Annotated in this window: 23 protein-coding genes; 14 read left to right on the top strand and 9 right to left on the bottom strand. The window is 60.2% G+C overall.

Features of this window, described 5'->3' with window-relative positions:
• Positions 1–134: 134 nt before the first annotated feature.
• From accC to gcbA, 5 genes are all read right to left on the bottom strand, one after another.
• Positions 135–1493: an acetyl-CoA carboxylase biotin carboxylase subunit gene (accC, locus tag ACOYXJ_RS06150; protein ID WP_150795279.1), complete on the bottom strand. Its 1359-nt coding sequence runs from the start codon at positions 1491–1493 to the stop codon at positions 135–137.
• Between the two features lie 17 nt (positions 1494–1510).
• Complete coding sequence (accB, locus tag ACOYXJ_RS06145; RefSeq protein ID WP_095121948.1) at positions 1511–1969, bottom strand: acetyl-CoA carboxylase biotin carboxyl carrier protein; 459 nt, start codon at positions 1967–1969, stop codon at positions 1511–1513.
• Positions 1970–2017: 48 nt separating this feature from the next.
• The gene (gene aroQ, locus ACOYXJ_RS06140; RefSeq protein WP_007914604.1) at positions 2018–2470 is read right to left on the bottom strand and encodes a type II 3-dehydroquinate dehydratase; all 453 of its coding nucleotides are present in this window, start codon (positions 2468–2470) and stop codon (positions 2018–2020) included.
• A gap of 251 nt (positions 2471–2721) precedes the next feature.
• Positions 2722–3765: a methyl-accepting chemotaxis protein gene (locus ACOYXJ_RS06135; RefSeq protein ID WP_460373092.1), complete on the bottom strand. Its 1044-nt coding sequence runs from the start codon at positions 3763–3765 to the stop codon at positions 2722–2724.
• Between the two features lie 954 nt (positions 3766–4719).
• Positions 4720–6390 (bottom strand): diguanylate cyclase GcbA, encoded by a 1671-nt coding sequence (gene gcbA, locus ACOYXJ_RS06130; RefSeq protein WP_127925682.1) that lies wholly within the window; start codon positions 6388–6390, stop codon positions 4720–4722.
• A 424-nt stretch (positions 6391–6814) separates the two neighbouring features.
• Between gcbA and ACOYXJ_RS06125 the strand changes: the two genes are divergently transcribed.
• The 7 genes from ACOYXJ_RS06125 (at position 6815) to ACOYXJ_RS06095 (ending at position 14403) form a co-directional block, all read left to right on the top strand.
• Entirely contained in the window at positions 6815–7882 is a 1068-nt protein-coding gene (locus ACOYXJ_RS06125; protein WP_186612831.1) for a DUF2333 family protein, read from the top strand.
• A 3-nt stretch (positions 7883–7885) separates the two neighbouring features.
• The gene (locus ACOYXJ_RS06120) at positions 7886–8443 is read left to right on the top strand and encodes an NUDIX hydrolase (protein WP_460368466.1); all 558 of its coding nucleotides are present in this window, start codon (positions 7886–7888) and stop codon (positions 8441–8443) included.
• Positions 8444–8631: 188 nt separating this feature from the next.
• On the top strand, positions 8632–9003 hold the full coding sequence (locus ACOYXJ_RS06115; RefSeq protein ID WP_007914613.1) for a translation initiation factor Sui1: 372 nt from the start codon (positions 8632–8634) through the stop codon (positions 9001–9003).
• Between the two features lie 219 nt (positions 9004–9222).
• A complete protein-coding gene (gene speA, locus ACOYXJ_RS06110; RefSeq protein ID WP_102901631.1) occupies positions 9223–11136 on the top strand; it encodes an arginine decarboxylase in 1914 nt (637 codons plus the stop codon).
• A 233-nt stretch (positions 11137–11369) separates the two neighbouring features.
• Complete coding sequence (locus tag ACOYXJ_RS06105; protein WP_150795282.1) at positions 11370–12719, top strand: type VI secretion system Vgr family protein; 1350 nt, start codon at positions 11370–11372, stop codon at positions 12717–12719.
• Positions 12716–13510: a DUF4123 domain-containing protein gene (locus tag ACOYXJ_RS06100; RefSeq protein ID WP_095121960.1), complete on the top strand. Its 795-nt coding sequence runs from the start codon at positions 12716–12718 to the stop codon at positions 13508–13510. Before ACOYXJ_RS06105 ends, ACOYXJ_RS06100 begins: the two co-directional genes overlap by 4 nt.
• Positions 13511–13527: 17 nt before the next feature.
• Positions 13528–14403, top strand: coding sequence for an alpha/beta hydrolase (locus tag ACOYXJ_RS06095; protein WP_460368463.1), 876 nt, complete (start codon positions 13528–13530; stop codon positions 14401–14403).
• Here the strand turns inward: ACOYXJ_RS06095 and ACOYXJ_RS06090 are convergent.
• Both ACOYXJ_RS06090 and ACOYXJ_RS06085 read right to left on the bottom strand, forming a co-directional pair.
• On the bottom strand, positions 14397–15746 hold the full coding sequence (locus tag ACOYXJ_RS06090; RefSeq protein WP_460368461.1) for an MATE family efflux transporter: 1350 nt from the start codon (positions 15744–15746) through the stop codon (positions 14397–14399). The genes ACOYXJ_RS06095 and ACOYXJ_RS06090 overlap by 7 nt on opposite strands.
• A 230-nt stretch (positions 15747–15976) precedes the next feature.
• Entirely contained in the window at positions 15977–16270 is a 294-nt protein-coding gene (locus tag ACOYXJ_RS06085; RefSeq protein ID WP_064388791.1) for a hypothetical protein, read from the bottom strand.
• A 235-nt stretch (positions 16271–16505) separates the two neighbouring features.
• Here ACOYXJ_RS06085 and ACOYXJ_RS06080 point away from each other — a divergent pair, with 235 nt between their 5' ends.
• The 5 genes from ACOYXJ_RS06080 (at position 16506) to ACOYXJ_RS06060 (ending at position 21031) form a co-directional block, all read left to right on the top strand.
• Complete coding sequence (locus ACOYXJ_RS06080; RefSeq protein ID WP_007914625.1) at positions 16506–16808, top strand: MazG-like family protein; 303 nt, start codon at positions 16506–16508, stop codon at positions 16806–16808.
• Complete coding sequence (locus tag ACOYXJ_RS06075) at positions 16808–17557, top strand: methyltransferase (protein WP_460368458.1); 750 nt, start codon at positions 16808–16810, stop codon at positions 17555–17557. The genes ACOYXJ_RS06080 and ACOYXJ_RS06075 overlap by 1 nt, the downstream gene beginning before the upstream one ends.
• Before the next feature lie 12 nt (positions 17558–17569).
• The gene (locus tag ACOYXJ_RS06070; protein WP_223027582.1) at positions 17570–18184 is read left to right on the top strand and encodes a DUF4136 domain-containing protein; all 615 of its coding nucleotides are present in this window, start codon (positions 17570–17572) and stop codon (positions 18182–18184) included.
• A gap of 54 nt (positions 18185–18238) precedes the next feature.
• The gene (locus ACOYXJ_RS06065; RefSeq protein ID WP_150706232.1) at positions 18239–18796 is read left to right on the top strand and encodes a DUF4136 domain-containing protein; all 558 of its coding nucleotides are present in this window, start codon (positions 18239–18241) and stop codon (positions 18794–18796) included.
• A gap of 237 nt (positions 18797–19033) precedes the next feature.
• Positions 19034–21031, top strand: a complete 1998-nt coding sequence (locus ACOYXJ_RS06060; RefSeq protein ID WP_460368455.1) for a pilus assembly protein TadG-related protein — start codon at positions 19034–19036, stop codon at positions 21029–21031.
• On the opposite strand, the gene ACOYXJ_RS06055 is transcribed toward ACOYXJ_RS06060, so the two are convergent.
• Together ACOYXJ_RS06055 and ACOYXJ_RS06050 are read right to left on the bottom strand one after the other, a co-directional pair.
• Positions 21028–23781, bottom strand: a complete 2754-nt coding sequence (locus tag ACOYXJ_RS06055; protein ID WP_460368453.1) for a PAS domain-containing sensor histidine kinase — start codon at positions 23779–23781, stop codon at positions 21028–21030. The two genes, ACOYXJ_RS06060 and ACOYXJ_RS06055, sit on opposite strands and share 4 nt — an antisense overlap.
• A complete protein-coding gene (locus tag ACOYXJ_RS06050) occupies positions 23778–24221 on the bottom strand; it encodes a TadE/TadG family type IV pilus assembly protein (protein WP_460368451.1) in 444 nt (147 codons plus the stop codon). Before ACOYXJ_RS06050 ends, ACOYXJ_RS06055 begins: the two co-directional genes overlap by 4 nt.
• A 75-nt stretch (positions 24222–24296) precedes the next feature.
• Here ACOYXJ_RS06050 and ACOYXJ_RS06045 point away from each other — a divergent pair, with 75 nt between their 5' ends.
• Positions 24297–24767 (top strand): A24 family peptidase, encoded by a 471-nt coding sequence (locus ACOYXJ_RS06045; RefSeq protein WP_191622698.1) that lies wholly within the window; start codon positions 24297–24299, stop codon positions 24765–24767.
• Positions 24768–24893: 126 nt separating this feature from the next.
• Positions 24894–25682 carry a response regulator gene (locus ACOYXJ_RS06040; RefSeq protein ID WP_460368449.1) on the top strand — a complete coding sequence of 263 codons (789 nt, stop codon included), beginning with the start codon at positions 24894–24896 and terminating at the stop codon, positions 25680–25682.
• Positions 25683–26300 lie beyond the last annotated feature (618 nt).

Below are 26300 nucleotides of genomic sequence, written 5' to 3'. Positions count from 1 at the left end.
AGCGGAGTGTCAGTGAATGCATATGGATCTGATACACCGCTTTCGCGAGCAGGCTCGCTCCCACAAGGGGCTTGTGAAACCTGCAGAAACAACAAAGCCGCCCGAAGGCGGCTTTGTCTGGTGCGGGTTGAAGCTTAGTGCTTCTCGCCAGCCAGCTTGTGCTCGAGGTAGTGAATGTTCACACCGCCCTTGCAGAAGCCTTCGTCACGAACCAGATCACGGTGCAGCGGGATGTTGGTCTTGATCCCGTCAACCACGATTTCGTCCAGGGCATTGCGCATGCGGGCCATGGCTTCGTCGCGGGTCGCGCCGTAAGTGATCAGCTTGCCGATCAGCGAGTCGTAGTTCGGCGGAACGGCATAGCCACTGTACAGGTGCGAATCGACGCGAACGCCGTTGCCGCCTGGCGCGTGGAAATGCTTGACCGTGCCCGGGCTCGGCATGAAGGTTTTCGGGTCTTCAGCGTTGATCCGGCATTCCAGCGAGTGACCGCGGATAACCACATCATCCTGCGTGAACGACAGCTTGTTGCCAGCGGCGATGCTGAGCATCTCCTTGACGATGTCGATACCGGTGACCATTTCCGAAACCGGGTGCTCCACCTGAACACGGGTGTTCATTTCGATGAAGTAGAAACGACCGTTCTCGTAGAGGAACTCGAAAGTCCCGGCGCCACGGTAACCGATGTCGATGCACGCCTTGACGCAGCGAGCCAGTACTTCCTCGCGCGCCTTCTCGTCGATGCCCGGTGCCGGCGCTTCTTCGAGAACCTTCTGGTGACGACGTTGCAGCGAGCAATCGCGGTCGCCCAGATGGATCGCATGACCCTGGCCGTCGGACAGCACCTGCACTTCCACGTGACGCGGGTTGGTCAGGAATTTTTCCAGATACACCATCGGGTTGCCGAACGCCGCGCCTGCTTCAGAGCGGGTCAGTTTCGCCGAGGCGATCAGGTCTTCTTCCTTGTGCACCACGCGCATACCGCGACCACCGCCGCCGCCAGCGGCTTTGATGATCACCGGGTAGCCGACTTCACGACCGATGCGCAGCGCCGTTTCTTCGTCTTCCGGCAACGGGCCGTCAGAACCTGGAACGGTTGGCACGCCTGCTTCGATCATCGCGTGCTTGGCCGAAACCTTGTCGCCCATCAGGCGGATGGTTTCGGCTTTCGGGCCGATGAAGGCGAAGCCGGAGTTCTCGACCTGCTCGGCGAAATCGGCGTTTTCCGCGAGGAAACCGTAGCCTGGGTGAATGGCGGTAGCGCCAGTCACTTCAGCGGCAGCGATGATGGCCGGGATGTGCAGGTAGGACTGAGCGGCAGACGCCGGGCCGATGCAGACGGATTCGTCTGCCAGACCCAGGTGCATCAGCTCTTTGTCGGCCTTGGAGTAAACGGCGACGGTCTTGATGCCCATCTCTTTGCAGGCACGCAGAATCCGCAGGGCGATCTCACCGCGGTTAGCGATCAGAACTTTTTCCAACTTCGCAGTCATCAAAGGCTCTCCGCAGTTCAAACGATGGTGAACAGCGGTTGGTCGTACTCAACCGGCTGGCCGTCTTCGACGAGGATGGACTCGATCACACCGCTGGTTTCAGCTTCGATGTGGTTCATCATCTTCATGGCTTCGACGATGCACAGAGTGTCGCCTTTCTTCACGGTCTGGCCGACTTCAACGAAGGACGGCGAGGTTGGCGAAGATTTGCGGTAGAAGGTGCCGACCATCGGCGAACGGGCAACAGTGCCGTTCAGCGCAGGGGCGGCAGCGGCAACCGGGGCTGCAGCAGCTACCGGAGCAGCAACAGGTGCGGCAGCCGGTGCTTGCATCGGCGCCGGCGCGTAGTACTGCTGAGCCGGGGTCTTGCTGTGACGGCTGATGCGTACGGACTCTTCGCCTTCCTTGATCTCGAGCTCGTCGATGCCGGACTCTTCCAGCAATTCGATCAGTTTCTTAACTTTACGGATATCCATGAATCATCAACTCCCAAGGGTCGGTCAGGGGCGCTTAACGCTTGTATTTCAAGTCGTTGCCTGTGTTTCAAGCTGTTCTAGTGCGGCCTCCAGGGCCAGTCGGTAACCGCTGGCGCCAAGGCCGCAGATCACTCCCACCGCTACATCGGAGAAGTAAGAGTGATGGCGGAAAGGTTCGCGTTTGTGCACGTTGGACAAATGCACTTCGATGAATGGGATGCTCACTCCCAGCAACGCGTCACGTAATGCGACACTTGTGTGCGTAAAAGCTGCTGGATTGATCAGAATGAAATCGACACCTTCGCCGCGCGCGGCGTGGATCCGGTCGATCAATTCGTACTCGGCATTGCTTTGCAGATACAGCAGATGATGGCCGGCTTCACGGGCGCGGCGCTCCAGATCCTGATTGATCTGCGCCAGGGTCGTTGAACCGTAAGTGCCGGGTTCGCGGGTGCCGAGCAGGTTCAGGTTGGGGCCGTGCAGCACCAGGAGGGTTGCCATCTGCGTAGTCCTTGTTATGAATGAGCAGTCGTCAGAACCCGGCGACTATGCCGCAAAGACTTTGTGACTGTCCAGTTCTATGCAATAGCCAGCACGATGGCCGATGTTTGCGCGAAATATGTGACCGAGTGATTTGATCCGGTCATTCCGCAAGATATGCGGTGATGCAAATGACGCTATCGCGAGCAGGCTCACTCCTACAGTTGAAATGCGTTCCCTGTAGGAGTGAGCCTGCTCGCGATAGCGGTCTATCAGACGCGGAATGCCTGAACGGCTGTATGCAATTGCCCGCCCAATACCAGCAGATTCTCTCCCTGTTCGCGCCCACGGCCGATACGGACCAGATTATCCCCACCCAACTGATGAATCCGCTCGCTGTGATCGCGGATCTCGCTGACCGCGCCGCTTTGCTGCGCGGTGACATCGGCAATGCGGATCGCCGTGTCGGAAATGGTCTGGATCGCGCCGACAATCTTATCCAGCGCACCGTCCGCCGCTTGCGCCTGACTGGCGGTGGCTTCGGCATGTTCGACCTGCGCGCGCATGCCTTCGACCGATTGACGAGCCGCGGTTTGCAGGCCGGCAATCAGCGTCTGAATCTCGGCTGTCGCACCGGCAGTGCGTTGTGCCAGTGAGCGCACCTCTTCGGCCACCACGGCAAAACCACGGCCCATTTCGCCGGCGCGCGCCGCTTCAATCGCCGCGTTGAGGGCCAGCAGATTGGTCTGGTCAGCAATCGAGCGAATCACCGTCAACACGCCACCGATGGTTGCCGACTCTTCGGCCAGATGTTCGATCATCTGCGCGTTGCCTTGTACTTCACCGACCAATGCGTGCAGGCCGGTGAGGCTCTGGCCAATCACGGTCTGGCCATGCTCGACCGCCAGTCCGGCATGACGACTGGCGTCAGCGGCCTGCTGCGCATCGCCGGCAACCTGCTGGATTGTCGCTTCAAGTTCGCCGAGCGAATCGCGGATCAGCGCGGTATCGCCGGCCTGATGTTCGGCGCCGCTGTGCAAGTCGTTGCTCAGCTCGGCGAGGGTGCGGCTGCTGCCCGCGACTTGTTCGGCATTGCCGCGAATGGTCCCGACCAGATCCACCAGATACGCACGCAAGCGGTTGAGCGAGGCTTCAATGTCGTGCAGTTCACGGTTGGTCTTGCCCAGTTGAATATCGCGGCTGAAATCGCCTTCGGCCCAGGTCGATAGTGCCGGCGCGAGATTGGTCAGCGTACGGGCCAGTCGCCGCTGCAAGGTGTCGATCAACAGCGCGATCAGCAGAATCAAACCAATCATCACGCCTTGCATCAAGCGTACTTCACCCTGGATCTGGCCGTGCTGGGCGCGCACGACTGGCTCCAGTCCGGCAATGGCTTGCTGCACTGCGGCGATTTTCTGATGGGTGGCGGCACTGAGGTCAGTGCGCTTCTGAATCTGATCGCGGGTGCGCTCAAGCTCCGCCGGATAACGTCCGAGCAAACTGTTGAGTTCACGCTTGAGGCCGACGCCAGCATCTTCCGCGACAGTTTTTTCCGTGTTTTCGATGCCCATCATCGCCGCGAAATCGTCGCTGCCCGATTCACTCTTGGCCACAACGCCGAGCAGGGGCAGGGCATCAATCGCTTGGGCCTGCGAGCGGATGTTGCTGACCTCGCGCTCTACATCGGCGGCCAGCTCACTGCGTCCGCTGCTGACCAGTTTGTCCCGCGCCAGCGACAGTTTGCCCAAATGCTGCGAAGCGGCGAGCAGCGGTGCCAGATAAGCCGCGTTACCGTTGGCGTAAGTGCTGAGCTGATCGAGACTGGCGCTCAGTTCGCGCTCAGCCTGCAACAATAAGGCTTGCGGATCACCGGCCAGTTTGCCGGCCGCGAGCAGGTCGGTTTTGCTGAATTCTTCCAGCCCCGTCAAGCTCGGGCGCAGGGGGGCGGCCAGCGTCGGCAGCAACTCATCGAGTTCTTTGCGCAGGCTATCGATGGCCTGACTGGCGCTGCTCAGGCGCAGGGCGTCACCGCTGGCGAGATAGTCCTCGACGTTGCGCGCCACCTCGTTCTGAAATTGCTGCGACAGTCCCAGATAACGCTCCATCAACAGATACGGGCGTTCGAGGGCTTTTTGCGACCACCACAACGTCGCGCCGAGTGCGAGGCACACGGCGACCAGCAGCAGCGTATTGAGATTGGTGAGCAACTTCAGGCGCATGACGGCTACCAACGGCAGAAATGGTAAGCGCCTGAATTTATTGCGGTTCTGTTACAGGGTTATGACCGAATCAGTGGAATCTGATGAAAAAGTGGCACTTTGCTTTGATTCCCGCGCGGTCTGCACGCGATTGCGTCCGGCACCCTTGGCGCGGTACAGCGCCTCATCGGCCTGGCTGGCCATCATCAGGCTGTCGCAGTCGTCGTGCATTTCCACCACGCCGGCACTGAAGGTGCACCACAAATCCTGCGGCTGCGCCGGGTAGTGGATCTCGGCGAAGCGCTGGCGGATTTCGTCGAGGACTTTGTGCGCGGCTTCTATATCGGTGTCGGGCATGACGATGGCGAACTCTTCACCGCCGTAGCGGCCGATGAAGTCGGTCTTGCGCAAACGCTGCTTGAGAAACAGCGCGAGGCTTTTGATCACCCGGTCGCCCATTGGGTGGCCGTGGCTGTCGTTGACCCGTTTGAAGTGGTCGATGTCGAGCATGGCAAAACTCAGCGGCTTGTTCTCGCGGCGGGCGCGGAACGAGCAGTCTTCGAGCAATTGCAGAATGTGCGTGTGGTTATAGAGGCCGGTGAGGCTGTCGCGGACCATCCGCGCTTTCAGATTGCGCGCGCGGGCGGCGCGGTTGCGCACGGTGGTGATCAGATGGCGCGGCTTGATCGGTTTGGTCAGGAAGTCATCGCCGCCCTCGCTCATCGCGTCGAGCTGCTTGTCCAGATCGTCCTCGGCCGACAGATAGATGATCGGCACGCTGACATAGCGGTCGTTGTGGCGAATTACCTTGGCCAGTTCGGTACCGGTGCAGGCCGGCATGTACATGTCGAGGATGATCAGGTCGGGCTGGAAATCGGCCAGTTCGGCCATCGCCTGAATCGGTTCGATCAAGGTGCGGGTGACAATGCCGGCGCTGTTGAGCAGGCGTTCGGTGTGCAAGGCTTGCGCACGCGAATCGTCGATGATCAGTACTTTATAAGGTTCGTACTGCGCGACGCAGGTGAGGACCTCGATTTTTTCCAGCAGGCTCGACGCTTCGAGCGTGCCGGTGAGAAATTCCTGGCCACCGGCACGCACGGCGGCGAGGCGGGTCGGCGTGTCGGTTTCATGCAGGCTGAAGAACAGCAGCGGCAGCGGTTCTTCCAAACCGACCTGGGCTTCGGCGGCGAGTTTCAGGCCGATGCCAGCGCCGCTGAAATCCACGTCCATGACGATCGCGGCCGGCAGGCGCTCGACCATCGAGGAGCGAAAGGCCGAAACACTGTCCAGCGCCTGCGCGCTCAGACCGAAGAATTCAAGTTGTTTGGCCAGCCGTTCGGCGCGGTCGTGATCCTGCAGCATCACGTAGATCGGTTTACGCAGTGGTGGCAGGAACGTCTGGTCGAGTTGATCGCCATGGCGCAAGCCGGTGCGCGACAAGCGCTGCATCAAGCGATTGAGGTCGGTGATCAGGCCGCTGCTGAGGCGGCCGCGATTGGCGTCCACTGCTTCCAGCGATTGGCTGATGTGCCGCGCGAGCTGAGTGTGTTCCGGCTGTTCGAAGCGCTCGGCAAAACGCAGCAGGCGCAGGTTAGCCTCGCTCAGTTCGGCGAGGTCGACAGTGGACCACTCACTGCGTTGCAGGCGCTGCCATATCTCAAGAATCTGACGTGCCTGATGAATTACCCGCTGGGCAAAGTGGTGCTTGAGACGCTCACGGCTGGGGTCTTCTGGCTCGGTCATATCCTGACTACTAGTTAGGCTGCATGCTGAGATCGACTGGTGGCTCTATGCTAGCACCTCTTTTCCCTTACACGAGTGTCGTACGTCAATAATCTGCAATGCGTCACCATTCAGTTTCTGACCGGGCGGTTTTGTTTTTGACCTTGGTGTCTGACAAGTCCCCGTAGGCCGGGCATTCCCTGACTAAGCTGGGTGGTCAGGATGACGGGGCAGTGGTGCTTTTATCCGTACAGTGAATGACCTTTGCGATGGTTTTCAATCCGATGGGCTGAAGCGTGGGCATCGGGGATTCCCTTAGTGAGCGTCGAAGCGTCATTCGCCCACATGATTTGCGGCTTATCTATACTCGCGGGTGCCCGGCCTTGGCACGTTGTTGTATGGTTGTGGTCGAACCGTTGAACCCAAGATTTGAAAGGATATCGCCATGCTGGACTGGAAAAACCGCGCGGGCAGCGCGCCTGAACGTGCCGCCGAGCCCAAGTCGGCCACCCGCAGCTATGTCGGTGGGGTGCTGTTCAGCCGTGCATTGGCCACGCTGATCGGCATTTATCTGCTGGTGACCATTGGCCTTGGCTGGTATTGGAGCCAGGAGCCGGCGCTATTTCCGGTTGCGCAAAACGCTCAGGTAGCTGCCGAGAAAGAAGGCAAGCAGATGGTGATCGGCTACACCACGGTCGAAACCCTCAAGACCGTTGCCGGCACCTTGCTCAACAAACCGGGCGGCTACATCTCCAATGACCGCTTCCCGCCAGGTCTGTGGATGGACAACACGCCAAGCTGGGAATACGGCGTACTGGTGCAGGTGCGTGACCTGACCCGTGCCCTGCGCAAAGACTTCGCCCGTTCGCAATCGCAGTCGGCGGAAGACGCCGATCTGGCCAAAGCCGAACCGCGCTTCAACTTCGACAACAAGAGCTGGATCCTGCCGTCGAGTGAGTCGGAATATCAGGAGGGCATCAACTCGCTGAGCCGCTATCAGGCGCGCCTGTCTGATCCAACCCAGAAAAACGCGCTGTTCTATGCCCGCGCCGACAACCTGAACAACTGGCTCGGCGATGTTGGCACCCGTCTCGGTTCGCTGTCGCAACGCCTGTCGGCCAGTGTTGGCCGGGTCAAACTCAACACTGCACTGAAAACCGAAGTGCCGGCCATCGGCGAAGTGCCGCAGGTTGACGAAGAGGTCGTCGAGACCCCGTGGATGCAGATTGACAACGTGTTCTACGAAGCACGCGGTCAGGCCTGGGCGCTGTCGCACCTGTTGCGCGCCATCGAAGTCGACTTCGCCGATGTGCTGGCGAAGAAGAACGCCACCGTCAGCGTGCGTCAGATCATTCGTGAGCTGGAAGCCTCGCAGGAACCGGTCTGGAGTCCTATGATTCTTAACGGCAGTGGCTTCGGCGTGCTGGCCAACCACTCGCTGGTCATGGCCAACTATATTTCCCGTGCCAACGCTGCTGTGATCGATTTGCGTCAACTGCTCAATCAGGGCTGATTCATGAGCCAGAACGCCAAAGAGGCGGCCCATCGCGCCGCCTCCGATGCTGAACAGATCGCCTGGGTCGACGAGCAGGACAACCTGCTCGGCGCTCTGGTGCGCGCGGATTTGCGCGAGCGTGGGCTGATCGGCCGTGGCACGTACATCATGTTGTTCAATTCCGCCGGGGACCTTTGTGTACATCGGCGCACCTTGAGCAAGGCGATTTATCCCGGCTACTGGGATGTTGCGGCAGGCGGCATGGTGCAGGCGGATGAGACCTACGCCGAGTCGGCAGCCCGCGAGCTGGAAGAGGAATTGGGCGTCAGCGGCGTAGAGCTGACGGCCCATGACCATTTCTTCTTCGAAGACACCGGCAATCGTCTTTGGTGTTCGGCGTTTTCCGCTGTATGGGACGGCCCGCTCAAACTGCAGCCTGAAGAAGTGCTGGAAGCACGCTTTATTCCGGTCGAGCAGGTCATGCAGGAAATCCAGCAAAAGCCTTACTGCCCGGACTCTCTGGCCGCGTTGAAGCGCTATCTGAAGGCGCAGCAAAGCGACGTCGCAAAGAACACATAAATTGGCGCCGATTGGCACTTAGCAAGTCGCATTTTTGCCGTTACACTGCGCGACCTTTTCAAGCTGCACCGTCCTGCTTTTATTGAAGCATCCGGTGCAGTAGCGCTGCCCCTGCCTGAGTGGGGCTTCGCGGTCGCTGACCTTGCCCAAGGTTGCGATCAGTCTTTGTCCTCCCAAGAGGATTGCCGGTGGCCAAAAAAGCCGCATCCTTCGCCGCCTTGGGCGGCCTGGTATTTTCCACCGACGCAGGTCGTCATTGCCCGGAATGCAGCAAGCCGGTGGACGCCTGTATCTGCAAACAAACCGTGATCCCGGCCGGCGACGGCATTGCCCGCGTGCGACGTGAAAGCAAGGGCCGTGGCGGCAAGACGGTGACCACCATCACCGGCGTGCCATTGGCTGAAGACGCGCTCAAAGAGTTGGCGACAACGTTGAAGAAACGTTGCGGCACCGGCGGGGCGTTGAAAGACGGCATCATCGAAATCCAGGGCGATCATGTCGAGCTACTCTTGGCTGAGCTGATCAAGCACGGTTTCAAAGCGAAGAAGTCCGGCGGCTAGCAGCCTCTGTGAAACCCACCTGCGGCTTGATCCGGCGCTGAAGCAGTTCAGATCCGGCGTCGTCTCCATGGTTTTCACAGAGCCTGTTCATGACCGGTTTCTAAACTCCACGCGGTCAGCGCGGTCTACCGCCGCGCTGACGAACCGTCATTTTCATTCTTTAGAATGCGCCGACCTGAGATCAGGCGACGCACTATGACTTCTTTATAGGGGACTTCGATGTCCGTACGACGCACACGCAAAGACGATGGCAGCCAATGGACAGTTGCGGACAGCCGCAGTGTTTACGGGATTCGCCATTGGGGGGCCGGGTATTTCGCGATCAATGACGCCGGTCGCGTCGAAGTTCGTCCGAACGGACCGAGCAGCTCGCCTATCGACCTGTTCGAGCAAGTCGACCAACTGCGCAAAAGCGGTTTGTCCTTGCCGTTGCTGGTTCGTTTCCCCGATATCCTGCAAGACCGTGTCCGCCAGTTGACCGGTGCCTTCGATTCGAACATCGAGCGCCTGGAATACCAGAGCAAATACACCGCGCTGTACCCGATCAAGGTTAACCAGCAAGAAGCGGTAATCGAGAACATCATCGCCACTCAGGACGTTTCCATCGGTCTGGAAGCCGGCTCCAAGCCTGAACTGTTGGCCGTGCTGGCGCTGGCGCCAAAGGGCGGCACCATCGTCTGCAACGGTTACAAGGACCGCGAGTTCATTCGTCTGGCGCTGATGGGCCAGAAGCTCGGCCACAATGTGTTCATCGTGATCGAGAAAGAATCCGAAGTCGGTCTGGTGATCGAAGAGGCCGCCTCGCTGAAGGTCAAGCCACAGGTCGGCCTGCGTGTGCGTCTGTCGTCGCTGGCCTCGTCGAAGTGGGCGGACACCGGTGGCGAGAAATCCAAATTCGGTCTGTCGGCCGCACAATTGCTGTCGGTGGTCGAGCGCTTCCGCGCGGCGGGCCTGGATCAAGGCATTCGCCTGCTGCACTTCCACATGGGTTCGCAGATTGCCAACCTGGCTGACTATCAGCACGGTTTCAAAGAAGCGATCCGTTACTACGGCGAGCTGCGCAACCTCGGACTGCCGGTCGATCACATCGACGTCGGTGGCGGTCTGGGTGTCGACTACGACGGCACGCACTCGCGCAACGCCAGCTCGATCAATTACGACATGGACGATTACGCCGGTGTTGTGGTCGGCATGCTCAAGGAATTCTGCGATGCGCAGAGCCTGCCGCATCCGCACATCTTCTCCGAAAGTGGCCGCTCGCTGACCGCGCACCACGCCATGTTGGTCGTGCAGGTGACCGACGTTGAGAAGCACAACGACGAAATCCCGCAGATCGAAAACAAGGAAGCGTTACCGGAGACCGTGCAGTGGCTGGTTGATCTTCTCGGGCCGACCGACATCGAAATGGTCACCGAAACCTACTGGCGCGCCACGCACTACATGAGCGACGTGGCCGCGCAGTACGCCGACGGCAAACTGACCCTGGCTGAAAAAGCCCTGGCCGAGCAGTGCTACTTCGCCGTCTGCCGTCGCCTGCACAACTCGCTGAAAGCCCGTCAGCGTTCGCACCGTCAGGTACTCGACGAACTCAACGACAAGCTGGCCGACAAGTACATCTGCAACTTCTCGGTGTTCCAGAGCCTGCCGGACACCTGGGCGATTGATCAGGTTCTGCCGATCATCCCGCTGCACCGTCTCGACGAAGAGCCGCTGCGCCGCGCGGTGCTGCAAGACCTGACCTGCGACTCCGACGGCAAGATCAACCAGTACGTCGACGAGCAGAGCATCGAAACCAGCCTGCCGGTACACGGTTTGAATGAAGGCGAAGACTACCTGCTGGGCGTGTTCCTTGTGGGCGCCTATCAGGAAATCCTCGGCGACATGCACAACCTGTTCGGTGACACCGACTCGGTGAACATCTACCAGAACGCCGATGGCAGTGTTTACCACGCCGGCATCGAGACCCACGACACCATCGAAGACATGCTGCGTTACGTGCACTTGTCGCCGGAAGAACTGATGACTCACTACCGCGACAAGTGCGCCAGTGCCCGCATCAGTGCCAGCGAGCGCACGCAATTTCTCGATGCCTTGCGTCTGGGCCTGACCCGTTCCTCCTACCTGTCTTCCTGAGGTCAGGTGGCGATCTCGCCGGGTTGTCTGAAATGTTCCCACTAGCTGTGGAAAATTCAGATGACCCGGTGGGATACATCCCAAAATCTTCGCGAAATGCTTGCCGGTCCCGGCCAGCAAAGTCATCCGGTCTGCTTTTCGCGTAGGTCATTTCCTAAGTTGTACTTCAGCTCTCTACTCGGCCATGGCTCTCGGCGAGAATCCCCGACCGCCCCTCCTGTAGAGAACCGCCTATGTTCGATCAAGCCAACGAGTCCTCGTTTCGTCTCGATGTAGCGGGCCTGTCCGACCCATTCGAAGTCCTGGCCTTTACCGGTAGCGAAGCCCTGAGCGAGCCCTTTGCATTCGAAATCGATGTGTTGATCGACGATCCGCAACTGGACCTTGCCGACCTGCTTTACCGTTCGGCGTTCCTGTGTTTCGGGGCGTCGGGGGAGGGCGTACACGGGCAATTGCAGAGCCTCGTCCAGCACGAACACGGGCACGGTTCAAGATTGTGCCGGATCCGTCTGGGGCCGAAACTGGGTTGTCTCGACTTGCGCATCAGCCAACGCATCTTCAGTGGCTGTTCGGTGCCACAGATCATCGAGCAGGTGCTCAGGGAGCACGGAATTATCGGCGCTCAGCGCCGCTTCGAATTGCACGGCGATTACCCCGTCCGCACGTTCTGTACGCAATACCGCGAATCCGATCTGCAACTGCTCCAGCGCTTGTGTGCACAGGCGCGAATTCACTACTTTTTCGAACACGGGCCTGACCGGCATTGCCTGGTATTCGGTGATGATCCGACGCAGTTGCCCTTGGCTGGCACCGTGCTGTATCGGGACGAGCCCGATAGTCAGAGCGTGTCCCCCGGCGTGCGCCATTGGCAATTTCAGGAAACCTTGCAGTCCGCGCCGCCGGACGCAAGGCCGGCACACAGTGCCGAAGGCTGCAGTCATCTCGCGGCGTTACGCAGCGGTTATTGGCTGCGATTGGCCGGGCACCCTTTTGCCGAGTGCAATCGCCATTGGTTGCTGACCCGTATCGAGCACAGCGCTGATCCATCGCTCGACCTTCCTTATGCCAACCGTCTGTTTGCGACACTGCAACTGCCTTCGTGCCTGCCGGCCACTGTGCCGACACGACTGCGCATGCACAGCCTGCAACGGGCCTGGGTTGTGACGGTGGACGAGCCGCAGCCCGACTGCTTCAGACCCGTGGCGGTGCAGTTCGACTGGCTTTATCAGGGCGAAGGGGCGGCGCCGAGTCATTGCTGGCTGCCACTTGCACCAGCCCTGGTCGACGCGCCTTTGTCAGCGCTGAGCGAGGGTGTCGAAGTGGTGGTGAGTTTCTTTGAAGGCGATCCGGATCAGCCGATGATCAGCGGCGTGCTACAGCCGTCGGTCGCTGGGGCGGACATCAGCGATGAGCCAGCGTTACCGGACAGGCTGGTGAGTCAAGGCTTGCAGCAACTGCTGACCTCTGGCGAACCGTTATTGCTGTTGTGCCTGATCCCCGGCGGCGGCAGTTTCAGCCACTGCTCGCAAGCCGTGTGCAGTTGTCGGCTAGTGACCGCGCTTGAACAGAGCGGCGCAACATGAGTGGCGCGGCGCGCGAGCCGATGGCGCAGTGGTTGCTGCTCGATGGCCCGGATGCGACGCGGGCATTGACGATTTTGCGCCAGGGATTCGCCGATGCGCAGCGGTTCTGGTTGTTCGACGGCACTGAGTTTGCTCCGGTTTGTGAATACGGCCCGGTGCTGGTCGACTTGCGCGGTTGTCCGGCACTGGCGTCGTTGTGTTACAGCGATCCGGACACATGGCGCGGGTTGTTGCTCGCGAGCGAGGCATCGGCGCAGGATCTGCTGAGTCATTTGCAGTGCATGCTCACGGTCTCTTTCGGGCTGAGTCATCGGGCTTTGCTCAGTTATTACAACCGTCAGACCGCGAGCTATTTTTTCGACGCCTGTGATGCCGCGGACCTGAGTCGCTGGCTCGGGCCGATCCGCCAGTTGCGCTGGTTCGGCGGAACGTGGGCCGACCGTGCTATCGGCAGTCAGGGCTGGCAGCAGTTGCGCAATCCGGGGCTGGCTGTCGAGCCACTGAGCGTCGAGGAGAGCCTCACTCGCCGTCAGCGCGAACGCCTGCAAACCTGTTTGTTGGAGCAGCATATCTGGCGCTGGTGTCAATCGCTGGGAACCGACTACGCGGCGATGGCCTCCCATGTTCAACAAGGCCTGGCGTTGGGATTCAGCGATCGCTCGGTGCTCGACGCCTGGTTATGGCTACGCTTGCTGCATCCGCGAGCCGTGCTGGTGCCGCCACCGGAGGGCTTGACCCAGCAGGAACGGCTTGAACATGTGCGACGTCAGTGGCGCGGCGATCAGACTTGAAGTGAGGTTCGGCGCCTATGGCAGGTTTTTTTCGCAAGGGGCTCGGCTTGATGCCCGGCGCTCTTCTAATGTTGGCGCTGAGCGCCTGTTCGCCAGTGAAAGTGCTCAATGCGCTGACCCCCAGTCAAACGTACGACAAGACCACGGGTATCGCTTATGGCGACGATCCCCGGCAGAAGCTTGATGTCTACGTACCACGTCACGCATTGGCCGGTGCGCCGGTGGTGGTGTTTTTCTACGGCGGCAGTTGGAACAGTGGGTCGCGCGACGATTACATCTTTGTCGGCGAGGCGCTGGCGTCTCGCGGGATTGTCGCGGTGGTGGCGGACTATCGGTTATATCCGCAGGTGCGTTATCCGCTGTTTCTTGAGGACAGCGCGCGAGCGGTGGCATGGACCCGAACGCACATTCGCGAGTTTTCCGGCAATGCACAACGGATGTATCTGATGGGGCACAGCTCTGGTGGATACAACGCGGCAATGCTGGCCCTGGACGCCAATCTGCTTGGCGCGGTCGGAATGTCTCCCAAGGATCTGCGCGGCTGGATCGGTCTGGCCGGGCCCTACGATTTTCTGCCGATCGAGAATCCTGACGTGCGTCCAGTGTTCTTCTGGCCGCTTTCACCGCCGCAATCACAGCCGATCAACCACGTCAGTCGCGGTGCGCCCCCCGCGCTGCTCATCGCCGCGAGCAGGGATGATCTGGTCGACCCGGCGCGCAACACCGCGGGCCTGGCGCGAAAAATGCGCGAGGTCGGGCTATCGGTGCAGGATCTTTACTATTCGCGGCCCAGTCACATTACGTTGGTGGCGACGCTGTCGAGGCCACTGCGGGGACTGGCGCCAGTGCTCGATCAAGTGGTCGGTTTCATCAAGCACACGCCGATTCAGTGAGCGGCGCCGCTGAACCAGCCGTCATTGCGTTTGAGCCACCAGGCTTGCGCTCCGAGGGTCAGGCTGCGCAGCACCATGAATAAAAGAAATGTTATCCACAGACCGTGATTGCCCAGACCTTGCAGTGCCCAGGCAAAAGGCATGAGCAATACCACCGAGATGAGCATGCCGTTGCGCATTTCCCGCGCGCGGGTGGCGCCGATGAACAGGCCGTCGAGCAGGTAGCTCCAGACCGCAATCAACGGCAAAACGGCAAGGTAGGGCAGGTAGGTGAACGCGGTATCGCGCACGCTCTGGATGTTGGTCTGCATCTCGATGAACAAGTGCCCGGCCAGTACAAACAGCAGGGCAAAGCCGAGGCTCGCGATCAGTGACCAGCCACCGGCGACTACCAGTGATCGGCGCAAGCCCAGGCGATCACGGGCACCGATGGCGTGCCCGCACAAGGCCTCGACGGCGTGGGCCAGACCATCCAGGGCATGGGCCGTCAGCAGCAAGCCATTGAGCAATAGCGCATTGGCGGCAACTGTGGCATCACCCAGTCGTGCGCCTTGCACGGTGATCAGAAAAAATACCGATTGCAGCGCCAGACTGCGGATGAATATGTCGCGGTTGACCGCCAGCAGTGGGCGCCAGCTCTGCCAAACCCTCAATGTCACCCAGACAATGTGCCCCGGATAGGCCCGCAGCGCTTTGCGGGTCAGCCACAGGCCGAGCAGGGCACCGCTCCATTCAGCGATCACCGAGGCCCGCGCCGAACCGACCACGCCCCAGTCCAGGCCGATGACGAACCACAGATTAAGGACGATGTTGATCAGGTTGGTGCTCAGCAGAATCGCCAGCGGCGCCCGGGCGTTCTGCGTGCCGAGGAACCAGCCGACCAGCGCATAACTGGCCAGCGCCGCTGGCAGGCCGAACAACCGCGTGTGGAAGAAATCCCGGGTGAGCTGATCCAGCTCCGCCGACGGTTGCATGAAGTGCAGCGCGACCCCGCTGAGCGGCACACCCAACGTGCCAAGCACCAGGGCCAACCCCATCGCCAGCAGCAAGCCCTGCAGCAGAATCTGCCGCAACGCCGCGCCGTCGCTGCGCCCGGCGGCCTGCGCAGCAAAACCGGTGGTGCCCATGCGCAGAAAACCCATGGCCCAGGCGAGAAAGGTGTAAAGACTGGCGCCGACCGCCACCGCGCCCAATTGGTGGGCGTGGGGCAAGTGGCCGATGACGGTGCTGTCGACCAGCGCCACCAGCGGTACGGAAATATTGGAAAGAATCATCGGCGCAGCGAGCGCCCAGACCTTGCGGTGCGTTGGGCGGTCGCGCCAGTCGGCGATCAGAGTGGACATGCGAGCTCCTTGGGGGAGCGGCATTGTAGCGGTAGAAGCCACCCTCACCCCAGCCCTCTCCCAGAGGGAGAGGGGGCCGACCGAGGTGTCTGGCGTCATCCATCGACCTGAGAGAATGTGCCGATTATGGATTCGCTGAAGCTCGCTCAAGTCGGTGTAGCTCTTGAATATCCCCCATTCAGTCCCCTCTCCCTCCGGGAGAGGGTTAGGGTGAGGGGCTCTTCAACGGGTTAATGAATAATCCAGCTCAACAACCACAACCCCAGCAACAACCAGATGATCCCGGCAATGATCGACGCATTCATGAACGCCCGAATCGCTGACCACAACAGCATCAGCCCGACGATCAGCGCGATGATACTGATGATCGAGGTGTCCATGCCCAGGGTCTTCGCCAGCCCGTCGACAAAGTTGCCGCCGGCATTGCTCAGAATGTTGAACAAACCACTGAGGCCATCAACGATAAAGCGGATGATCGAACCGAGCGCTTGCCCGAGCCATTCGAAAAAGCTTTCTACCTGCATGTGTGCATCCTGATGAAAGAGCTGAGCCTTGGGCCACAACGCGGGTGACCGAGTTCCCTGCATGATAGAAGGTTTGCACCGCCCTTGTAGGAGTGAGCCTGCTCGCGATCGCGTTGTGTCAGTTAACGATGATGTTGAATGTAATGACATCATCGCGAGCAGGCTCACTCCTACAGGGTTTACGCTTGCCTTCAGGTCGTATCCCCCCGAAGCTATACGCCTTCAGGAGAGCCCGATGAACCTTGTTGAACTGACCGAACGCCTGCACGCCATTCGCGACCGCAATGACTGGCGGCAATTTCACAGCCCGAAAAACCTCGCCATGGCCGCCAGCGTCGAAATGTCTGAACTGGTGGAGATTTTCCAGTGGCTGACGGAAGACCAGTCGCGCCAGTTGCCGGCGGACAAACTCGCCCACGCCGGGCAGGAAGTCGGCGATATCGTTCTGTATCTGTTGCTGCTGTGCAGCGAGTTGGGGTTGGACATGAATGAAGTGGTGCGCGCCAAGCTCGCCGACAGCGAACGGCGGTTCAGCTGATGAGCGACCGGCATTTCGATCAGTTGGCGACGCGTTTCGCCGAAAAAATCTACGGCGGCGCCAAAGGCGCGATTCGTCTCGCGGTGTTGCAGGCCGACCTCGCAGAGGCGCTGCCGGATCGTCCGTTGCGGGTGCTCGACATTGGCGGCGGCCTCGGCCACATGTCGCTGTGGCTGGCCGAGCGCGGCCACGACGTCACCTTCACCGAACCGGCCGCACCGATGCTTGAAGGCGCGCGCCAGCGTTTCGCTGAAGCCGGGCAAACCGCGACGTTCATTCAGGCATCGTGGCAGGAACTGCTCGGCCAACTCACTGAACCGTACGATCTGGTGATTTGCCACGCCGTGCTGGAATGGCTCGCCGAACCCCACGCGATCCTGCCGGTGCTGCATCAGTTGACCAAGTCTGGTGGCTGGCTGTCGCTGGCGTTCTACAACCGCGATGCGCTGATTTACCGCAACCTGCTCAAAGGCCATTTCAAGAAAATGCGCAAGAACAGCATGGCCGGGGAAAAGCAAAGCCTGACCCCGCAACAGCCCCTCGACCCAAGGGAATTGGCAACGCAACTCGAAGGCCTGTGGCAGGTCGAAACCCAAAGCGGGATCCGGGTTTTCCACGACTACATGCCGGTGGAATTCCAGGCCCGCGCTGAACTCGTGGATTTGCTCGAGATGGAGCTCGCTCACCGCCGTCACCCAAGCTTCGCCGGGCTTGGGCGCTACTTGCACTGGATCTGCCGGCCGATCTGATCGGAGCGCGACATGAAAGCTCAATCCGGGTTACTGCTGATCTGTCTGGGGTTGGCTGCTTGCCAGAGCAGCAACCCGTACGTGGCGCAATCGCGACCCTTGCCGCCGGCACCGGCGCAAGCGGCCAACACTTTTGATCGCAGCGCTTACCCGGCGCCGCCGCGTGATTATGGACGCTACCGCAGCTGGGCCTGGCTCAACGGGCAACTGCCGCCGGGCACGGCCTGGGCCGATTCGGCACAAGTGGCCGAAGCGGTGAGCAACGCGCTGGATCAGCGCGGTTTGCGCCCGTTGCACGACAATCGCCCGGCCGACCTGTTGGTCAGCGCCGATCTACGTCTGGAAACCCGTTTGCGTCAGGTCCAGGACGACTACGGTTATTACGGCGGCGGATACGGCGGCTATGATCGATATGGTCGCGGTTACGGCATGTACAACACGGTGCCGATCGTGCGCACCTATTCCGAGCAAGTCGTGGTGGTACAGGTCAACCTGTTCGACGCCGGCAGCGGTCAACCGGTGTGGAGTGCCAGTGCCGAAACCGCGAACAAGGGCAGCGAAATCGATCGCACCGATTCGATCCGCGAGGCTGTGGAAAAGGCCATGTCGGCGTATCCTCCCAGTTAGCTTCCTGCCCATTCGAAGCTTCCGCAGGTTCATGTCTTCACTCGGAGAAAACCCATGTTCCGCCGTCTCGCTTTACTGGCCATGGCCGCGCTGCTCAGCGCTTGCGCCGCCAACCAGGTCAATCACGATTTCGATGCCAGTCGCGATTTTGCCGCCTATCGCAGCTGGAGCTGGAAAGACCCCGCCCTGCAATATCGCCCCGATGATCCGCGGATCAAAAGCGACCTGACCGAGCAACGCATCCGCCAAGCCGTGGCCGATCAGCTCGACCAGCGCGGGTTGCGTCCTGCGGCGGCGGGCGCCAAGGGTGATCTGAACGTGCAGACCTACCTGATCGTCGAGGATCGTCAGCAGCAAGTGACGACCAATTACGGCGGCGGTTGGGGTGGCCCGTGGAACGGCTACTGGGGCGCGCCGATGTACAACGAAACGCGCAACATCACCTACAAGGTCGCGACCATCCAGATCGACCTGCTCGACGGCAAGGACGGCAAACTGGTGTGGCGCGGCAGCGATGAGCAGATGCTCGCCAGCAAGCCGAATCCGCAGGATCGCAGCAATGCCATTCGTGAGACGGTCGCCCGCATCCTTACCAACTATCCACCGCGCTGAATCCGTTAAAAATTGGGAGCTGTTGAGCTCCCGTTTTTTTGTTCCACCCTAAATTCCAATGTGGGAGCGAGCCTGCTCGCGAAAGCAGGGTGTCATTCAACTGTTATTTATCTGACACGACGCCTTCGCGAGCAGGCTCGCTCCCACAGGGATGTTTGTCTGTTCAAAATGGCGCGTTGCCATTAGGCGCGTCTACACTCAGTTGCACCAATGGAGCTAGCGGCAAAGGAGTGTGCCATGTCGCCTCGTTCGCGATTCAACGGCCCGGCCCGCCAGCGCGGGGCGATTGGCTTGATGGCGGCGGCCACCCTCAGTCTGGCGGTGGTGATGCTGCTGTTGGTGGTCGATACCGGCCGCTTGTACATGGAACAACGCAAATTGCAGCGGGTGGTCGACAACGCCGCCCTCGAAGCCGTGAGTCGTGGCGGTAATTGCCTGCCGGGGCTGAGCGCCGCCAGTTACGCTGGGCAAAGCGCCGTGCGCAATGGCTACATCGTTGATACCAGCAACACCCTCGCCACCACATGCGGCTCCTTGGTGACCGCCGCTACCGGCCTGCGCACATTCGCGGTGGATGCCACGCAAGCGGCAGCGGTCAAAGTGGCCGCCAGCCGCACGGTGACCAGCAGTTTTGCCGGCGGCGTACAGGCCTTGTTCAGCGGCACACCGGTCAGTCTCAATACCACGCTCAATGCCTCGGCGGTTGCCGCCAAACCGCAGCCGACGGTGGCCCAACTGAATATTCGCAGCACCCTGGCCAGCATCGATACGGCGCAGTCGAACATCCTCAATCCGCTGTTTTCCGGGCTGCTTGGCGGCAACGTCAATCTCACGGCATTGGGCTGGGATGGCCTGCTCAACACCGACATCAACTTGCTCAAATACCTTGATCAACTGGCGATCAATCTCAACGTCGCGGCGGGCAACTACACGCAATTACTCAACACTCAGGCCACGGTGACGCAACTGATTCAGGCCGCGGCGACGGTGGTGCAACTCAACGGCGCGACCGCGCAGGTGATCACTGCGCTGGGCCAATTGCAGGTGGCCGCGATCAACGCGGCGCCGGTCAAACTGGGCGACATCCTGCAATTGCAGACCGGTACGACATCGGCGGGATTGGACGCCAATCTGCAACTGCTGCAGCTGATTCAGGGCGTGGTGCAACTGGCCAACAGCAAGAGTGCGGTGGCGGCGACGTTGCCGATCAGTGTGCTGGGGCTGGCGAATGTCACGGTGCGGGTGAAAGTGATCGAGCCGCCGCAGTTTTCCGCGATTGGCGATCCGGCGCGGGCCAAGCTCAACCCGACTGGGCCGGACCGGATTTATGTGCGTACGGCGCAGGTGCGCACGATGTTGTCGGTGAGTTTGCCGGTGCTGTCCGGGGTGACGGGGCTGGCCAATGCGGTGTTGGGGCTGGTGGGTGGATTGACCCCGACCCTCAATGCACTACTGAGTCTGAATCTGGTCAGCACGCTCAATTCGGTCCTGTGCCTGTTGGGCGCCGGTTGTGAGCAACTTGATCCACAATTGCTGCCATCGCCGCAAATCGACATCAGTCTGGATGCCGGCGGCGCCAAGAGTTATGTCACCGATTACAGATGTCCGACGGGCACTACCGGCACCAAGAGCCTGACCGCGCATACCATCACGTCCATCGCTGACTTGAAACTCGGCAAGATCGATCCGACCAATGCCTTTTCTTCGGCGGCCGAACCCACGGTGGCACCCTTGGCGCTGATCGATCTGGGGATCGTCACCTGTCACAAAATTCTGCTGCTCGGCACCTGTGATCCTGCCACCCATGTTCCTTTCGGCGCGGGAGGCATCGGCATCATGCTCGACACCAGCGTCGCGCAAAATTCGCAAGACCTAGTGTTCTCCAGCAGCACACCGTTTGCCACCCCGGCCAACCTCAAACTGCCGCCGAGCATCTTGCCGGCAGCGCCAACCAGCAACATCGTCGGCAGCCTGTCGAATACCCTCGCGGGGATCAATCTGATCGTCTACAAACCGCAGGGCAGCAATCCGTTGGGAGCCATCGTCACCGGTGTTGCCTCGTTGATCAGCGATGTCACCAACCGATTGTTGCCTGTGGTGACCGGGGCACTTAGTCCTTTGCTCGACCCGCTGCTGAACAACCTGCTCAAAAGTTTGGGCATCAACCTGATGGACGTCGACGTCGGCGCCAACATGACCTGCGGTCAGACCGGCAAGGCCTATCTGGTAATTTAGGCATCAGAGGCAATCGGCAATTCGATGCAGAACCGCGCACCCTCCACCGAATTGCGCACGCTCAACTGGCCGCCCATGTTGTCGATGATGCCGTAGCTCACCGACAGCCCCAGCCCGGTGCCGATGCCGATCGGTTTGGTGGTGAAAAACGGCTCGAAGATCCGCTCCAGCAAGCGCGGGTCGATGCCGCCGCCGTTGTCCTCGACCCACAACCGCACGCTCTGATCATCGCGTTCAGCGTAGATCGCAATCCACGGTTTGAAGCTCGAGTCCTTCTCGCGTTTGCTCAGCAACGCATCCCGCGCGTTGACCATCAGATTGATCAACACCTGTTCAAGCTGATCGACGTAGCCGCGCACCTGGACCTCGAACCCGGTCTCGCTGATGCGCAAATCCACGCCTTTGCCGCGCATGCCCTCGGCCAGCAGCGACAGCGTGCCTTCAATGGCCGAGGCGGGGTTGAACAGTTGCTGCTCGATCTCCGAACGTCGGCCGAATACGCGCATGTGATCGACTACTTTCGCCGCACGCTGAACCTGCGCATCGATGCGCTTGAGTTTGTCGGTCAGGTAATCGACCTGCACATCGCCGTTGCCCAGACGCTTGAGCACGTTGACGATGGCCATGCGCATCACGTTCAGCGGCTGATTGATTTCATGGGCAAGCCCGGTGGCCATTTCGCCAAGGGTGGCCATTTTCGCGCTTTGCGTGAGTTGCTGCTGCGAACGGCGCACTTCGGTGTTGTCGCGGCCCACCGCTTGCACTTCGATCAATTGGCCGTGTTCATCGAACACGCCACGATCGGACCAGACCCACCAGGCGTGTTCGCGGCCGGGCAGTTGCAGGCTGATTTCTGCGGTGCTCACCGGCTGTTCCGCCGTCAGTGATCCGAGACGCTGGACGAAAGCGGCGCGTTGTTCCTCGGACATCCAACTACCCAGATCGACCCCCGGCAGTTGCTCCGGCGTGCATTCCAGGTACGTCGCCAGCGGCCGGTTGCCGAAGGTCAGAATCAGGTCCGGGCGGTAGCGACAGATCATCGCCGGCGAATCCTCCACCAGAATCCGGTAGCGCTCTTCACTTTTTTTCACCTGCTCGGCCGCCAGAGTCGCTTCGGTGACGTCCAGCCACAAACCAACCGCTTCGACCGGCAGACCGAGGTCATTGCGCAGCAACTTGGCTTCATCAAGCAGCCAGTGATATTCACCGTGACGATCGCGCAGGCGATAACGCGCGCGCACCGAACCTTCACGCAACAACTGACGGCTGCGGGCGAAATACCGGTCGCGATCGTCAGGGTGAATCTTTTCGATCAGTGCGCCGCTGCTGCAGTCCTCAAGGCTCCAGCCCAACAAGGGCTGCAGACTGGCACTGAAGAACGCCGGGATCAGCGCGCCTTCGTGGTAGTGCTGGACGTAAATTACTGCGGGCGAACTGGCGATCAGGTTATCCAGCCGTGCATGCGCGGCGGCGGCCCGTTGTTGCTGGTTCTGGATATCGCTGATATCGAGCATGAAACCGGCCAATCGGCGGAACTCGCCATTGCCAATCACTTGGCCCTGCACGCGATACCACGTGGGCGCCTGCTCGTTATTACCACCGCGCAGGCGCACCGATAACGTCAGGGCTTCACCGTGTTGTTGCAAGGCTTGCAGACGGCTGCGCAACTCGTCGCGGTCGGTGGGATGGATTTGCGCCAGCCAGTCTTCCAGCGCTAATCCGCCAGGGTTCACGTTCAGGGCCGCCGCCAGCGCGGGGGCCAGTTGAATGTGGGCGTCGCCTGGCAAAATCTCCCACCAGCCGGTGCCGAGCAGGGTTTGCAGCGCTTCGATGCGTTCCAGTTGCAGGTGATGTTGCTGTTCGCGCAGGCGCCCGAGCAACGGCCCGGCGAGCGCGCCGAGCAGTGTCATCCAGTCGCGCTCGGTCAGGTATGGCGCGGCACTGTCCACGGGATAAAAACCGCAGAGCAGCCAGGCCACCACACCGCGCTCATCGCTATACGGCACCGCGAAACCTTCGGCACTGCCGAACAGGGCCTGCACTCGCGAGTGTTCATCGAGGCCATGGTGTGCGCCGACGCGTTGCGGCGCGGCGCCGTTCAGGCTGTCCAGCGGCGTGCCCAGGCGCTGGCCGTCATGCCATAGATCCGGCGCATCGTGCGCTCGATACTGGCGATGGATTTGCCAGCCCTGTTGCTCATCATCGAGCAAGGCCAGCGCCAGACAGGGGATATGCCAGCGCTGGGCGATCATTTGCAATTGTTCGCTGACGATCACCGGCAAACGCACTTGGCTGCAGGCGCGTACCTGTTCACTGACCTGCCCGGCAATCAATTGGCAGGCGTCACGCTGACGCGATTGTTGGCGTTCAAGCAGCAAGTCGGCGATATCGATCAACTGCATCAGCCAGCCGTCGCCCAGCGGCTGTACCCAGCCACGCAGGTGCACGGTTTGCTCGCCCAGGCCGCAGAAGTCGAGATCCAGCAAGAGCCCCTGCCACTCCCGTGGCCGACCTTCGATGGTCAGTGTGCTGTGGGGCAGCAGATAAGTGCTGAGTGGCAAGGGCTGATCTTGAGGTTTGAACTGCGCCAGCAGATGGCGCAGCGGGCCGGCCATTTGCAGCACGCCACCGTCGTCGTTCAGGTACAGGTGCAAGCCTGTTGCGGGTGAGCCGAGTGGTTCGGGCAACTCGTGGGCGGCGGGCGGCGTGCGTTTGAGCAAGCGCCCGAAGAGCTTGTCCCCCGACGTCAAAATTGCAGACTCGATTTGGCGGTCAGGTAGGTGGGCAGATTGGGCACTGTGCCAACGACCGGAAGCACCAGAAACGGCATGACCTGATTCAACTTGCTGACCGGATAATCCACTCGCACCGTCAGCAGGCCTGATGCGCTGTATTGGCTGCTGGTATCAACGCCGATCACCAGGTTGAAGACCGGCGGAATCCAGGACAATTGCTGGGTCAGCGTGGCGTTCGCGGTGTTGAGCACGACTGTTGAATAGTTGGGTGTGTTGGGATCGACCGCGACACTGCGACGTACCGCTTCGGACGTGGCCTGGTTGAACGATTGCATCATCACCAAGGGCAGGCTGTAACTGACCAGGCCGTAAAACACGGCGAAAAAAATGATGAACACCAAGGCGAACTCGATCGTCACCGCACCTTTTTGCGACTTCCGAAAGCCGGTTTTCATGAGTGCGTCTACCCTGACTGTCACTGCGTAGTATCAGCATAGAATCATTCCGCAAAAATGGACGGTTTTTACCCGATGTACAGTTTTGTCCTCCTGATCTGGCTGGGGCTGTGCGCGGCGCAAGACGCTCGCCAGCGGCGCATTGCCAATGGACTGACCCTCGGTGTGGCGGCGCTGGCGCTGATCTGGCTGCTGTGGACCGGCAGCACTTGGCTGGGCGCTGACGCAGGGCAGGGCGGCTGGGCCTGCCTGATCGCACTGGCGCTGACCCTGCCGGGGTTTTTCATGGGCCGGATGGGCGCCGGCGATGTGAAATTAATGACAGCTCTGGGGCTTGCGACGGACGGTCTGTTTATTCTCGGCGTGTTTATTGGTGCGGGGTTCGCCAGCCTGATCTGGCTGCTGCTGGCGCCAAGAGTCTGGCTCCATATGAGTCAAGGGCTTAGAGAACGTCTGCGATATCTGGCGCCGGACACGTCAAAAAAGCTGCCATTTGCACCGTTCGTGCTGGTCGGTGCTGTGCTCGTTGTACTTTGGATCCATTAGTCGCCAAGCGCCACTAGTTCTATGTACATAGTCGGAAAGTACGTCTACTTTCAAAGTAACTGGTTATACAGCCAAAGGCTGACAGTACAGGAATGGTCAGCTTTGGCCTGGGACATGGAGTAGCACGTGAACAAGCTTACGTCTGCGGTAAAAGTCCTCGTGGTCGACGATCAGCCGTTGATTGTGGAGGAGTTGTGCGAGTTTCTTGAAAGCAGCGGTTATCGCTGTGTGCCGTGTGAGTCGAGTCAGCAGGCGATCGAGCGGTTCAGTGAGGACGCGGAAATCGGTCTGGTGCTGAGTGATCTGCACATGCCGGACATGGATGGCATTCAGTTGATTCAGGAATTACAGCGGCTGGCGGGCAAGCGTCGGGCGTTCGAGGCGATCATGCTGACTGGGCGTGCCGACAAGCAGGATGTGATCAAGGCGTTGCGTGCCGGGATTGCCGATTACTATCAGAAGCCGATTGATCTGGATGAGTTGCTCGAAGGTGTGCGACGTCAGGAGGTGGCGCTGCAGGAGCGGCAGAAGAATCTGCATTTGGGGCATTTGAATCAGAAGTTGCAGTTTTTGTCTGAGTCGATTGATGACCTTTATCAGGATCTGGACAAGGTGCGGCGCAGTCCTTCGACGGTGGTTCGCGATGGGTTGGGCGGTGAGCCTGTTGAGGCTGAGGCGCAGGAGATGCCGGAGATTTTCAATCAGTTGTCGCCGCGGCAATTGGATGTGGCGCGGTTGGTCGGTAAGGGGCAGACCAATTATCAGATTGCCTGTGAGTTGGGGATTACCGAGAACACGGTGAAGCTTTATGTTTCGCAGGTGTTGCGGTTGACGCATATGCATAATCGGACGCAGTTGGCTTTGGCCTTGTCGCCGAGTGCTTCTGCTTCTCGGCAGCGGGTTACGGCGCATTGACTTGGCGGCCTTTGGGCCGACCAGGTTCTTGGGGTTTGGTGTGTATATCCGTTTTTTTGGGTGTTGCGGCTGGCGGTTCCGCCCTTACGGCGGGTCACTTTTTCAGACGCCAAAAAGTAACCAAAAGGCTGGGCCCCGGCGTTCGGCCCCTCGCTGGGGCTCGGGGTTCCTTCGTTCAGGGATCTATCCGGGGGCATCGCCTACGGTTTGCTTCGCTGCACCTCCTCTCGATGTGTTTGGCTTCGCCAAACGGTCGCTGCGCTCCCACCCCCGGATAAATCCCTCCACTCAGCCTGCCGAAGGGGCCAGCAGATCAAAAGCTGCAGCCGAGCTAACGCTCATCCTGTTGAGTGGTTAGGAGCGGGTGAGGGGCTTTTGATCTGTTTCAGAGTCTGAATTCGACTCGGTCTTTCACGCCGGCGTAGCTCTCCCAAACGCCACGGTTGTCCCCTTTCCCTCTGGGAGAGGGCTAGGGTGAGGGGCTTTTGATCTGTTTCAGAATCTGAATTCGACTCGATATTTCACGTCGGCGTAGTTCTCCCAAACACCACGGTTGTCCCCTCTCCCTCTGGGAGAGGGCTAGGGTGAGGGGCTTTTGATCTGTTTCAGAGTCTGAAT

Source organism: Pseudomonas sp. Tul2A7 (assembly GCF_054790505.1).
Note: the sequence above shows the minus strand (reverse complement) of the source record. Positions and strands in the feature narration are given on the sequence as shown.